Origin of the sequence: Paenibacillus sp. OT2-17 (genome assembly GCF_009827695.1) — a bacterium.
Lineage (GTDB): Bacteria > Bacillota > Bacilli > Paenibacillales > Paenibacillaceae > Paenibacillus > Paenibacillus polymyxa_B.
In genome coordinates, this window is record NZ_WUDQ01000597.1 from 1 (window position 1) to 2,176 (window position 2,176).

The following is a 2,176-nucleotide window of genomic DNA, read 5'->3' on the forward strand; positions in this document are numbered from 1 at the left end:
TCTTCAATCAGATCATTATCAACCAGTTCTTTGAGCTCATCCTTGGAATCGACACGCATCATGTCAGGCAGTTCCCCAGAGGCGATGGCGAGAGAAACCTGACGGCTGTAATCTTCTCCGTTGGTTTCAAATTGGTCTTTAATCTGAGCGTTAAACGTTTCTTTGACCAGCCGAGTATACGCGTTGTTCTCATACGTATCTCCAGCCGGCAGTTTCGGGTTGGCTGTAGTCACACGACCCATCGTTACGGTTATTTCGTCTTTATAGGCACTGAATGGGTCTCCCGGTGTTACCTCATACTTGCCCGCTTCCTCCGCAGTGGGAGGGTTGGAGGAACCCCCACAAGCTGCAAGGGTTGAAATCATCAGAGCAGACATCGACAGCACGGCCAGACGTCTCGTCAACATTTTGCTTTTTATGAACCGTTTAGTTCTCATCACATTCGATTCCCCTTCGTTCTGAATATTTCTCTATCATTGTTGTTTGCGCTTTCATTATAAAGCTCGGAGAAGACAAATCGAGATAGGGATTGTGCGTCTGTTTGGATAGAGAAATGTATGTGGTTTCATATAGGATCATAAAGCCTGAGTTGGCCTGTAAGCATTTATCCTACCTACCGACATACATTTGTCTATCCTTACTTACAAATCAAAGTGAAGAACAAAAAACCGGCAGCTCCTGAAATAGGAATCGTCGGCTTGATTAATGGAATTTTAAGAGTGTCTTATAGAATTTATCGTATCACATTCATAATGGTCTTCAGCGATGATTATGGGGTGCAGTCACCTCCACAGTCACTTGATCGCCCCCTTGTTCCTTCCATTCCTCGACAAATTGATCAAATGAATCGATCGGTTCAGCGCCTAAAATAATTTTTAAAAATGTATCATGTTCCAGTTTTGATAGTTCACCCCAAGCCTTCTCCATCGTTGGAGTTCGTATATAGGTAAGGCTTCGAACTTTATGGATGTTTGGATCGAAAAAATTTCTTCCGCCTACAAGAAGCGAATACCCCCGCATAAAGCTGTCGCTGTGTTCATTCCAATAGGAAATACCATATTGATCATAAGGCTTCAATTTGGTTTGTTTTATTGTCGAAACTAAGTTTTCCAGCAATTTGTATTCAGACTTGTCCTTGAAATCGGCGGGTGTTTTGGTTCCCATCAGAATATCCTGCGCGGCCTTCGATTCATATCGTGCTTCATCTGCCGGAGCAAAGAAATTGCGGCCCAGCATAAAACGCGTACCGTACTTGAACTCATCACGAAGGTACAGATTGTTAATTTTAATGATCGCTTCGGGATGAGCATATCCTTTTCGTACCACCAAGAATGAACTTGACGGATTATCCACCTTCACATGGTATGCTCCGTTTGCATCCAGCGGGAGTGCGTATGCTTGCCAGTTCGCCTCCGGCTCGTTCTGCCAAGCGCTCGGAAGGGGCCAGTACCCAGCATAAAAACCTTGAAAGAACATCCCCGCCTGACCGTTAATAACTGTTTCTTCCGCTTCTTTGCGGATACCCAGTTCTGGATCGAGAAGGCCTTTGGCGTACATTTCACGCAGTTTGACCAAGGCCTCCTTCGTTTCCGGTAGAACCGAACCGTATACAGGTTTTCCATCTTTGCTCAGCCAATATCCCGGGAAAGATCCATATGCTGCGAAGATTGGGGTTAGATCAAAAGAAAAAGCACTGTTGTTGAAATCGTTATACAGTCCAGTGCTTGAAGCAAGGCCAATCGTATCCCGCTTACTGTTTCCATCTGGGTCATTCTCTACAAAGGCCTTGGCGATAGCTTCCAGATCATCTACCGTTTTCGGCGGCTTCAGTCCAAGACGGTCCAGCCAATCCTGTCGAATCCAGAGCATGCTGAAGTCTTCCGCTGTCACAGAAGGAACAGCCATCAGCTTGCCATCGAAGGTCACTTGTTCCATAGCCAATCCGTTTGTGCTATCAATAATTTTTTTTATTTCCGGTGATGCGCTACTATTGTATGCCTCGGTTAGGTCTTCAATTTCTCCAGCCTTGATCATCTCGTTCAGCTGCAGCTGATTTACAATCATGGCATCCGGCAGATCATTGCTGGCGATAGCCAGATCGATTTTCTGACTCAGATTTTCCTTCGACACCTGCCATAATACCTGGACATCAATGTTAAGGTTTTGTTTAATCATC

1 protein-coding gene and 1 pseudogene are annotated in these 2,176 nt (G+C 45.1%); both read right to left on the reverse strand.

Annotated elements, in window-relative coordinates:
• Positions 1-437, reverse strand: a pseudogene (locus GRP75_RS25030) (sugar ABC transporter substrate-binding protein); the annotation flags it as partial.
• A 322-nt stretch (positions 438-759) separates the two neighbouring features.
• Positions 760-2,176, reverse strand: a 1,417-nt coding sequence (locus GRP75_RS25035; RefSeq protein ID WP_160790678.1) for an extracellular solute-binding protein, incomplete at its 5' end; no start/stop codon positions are given.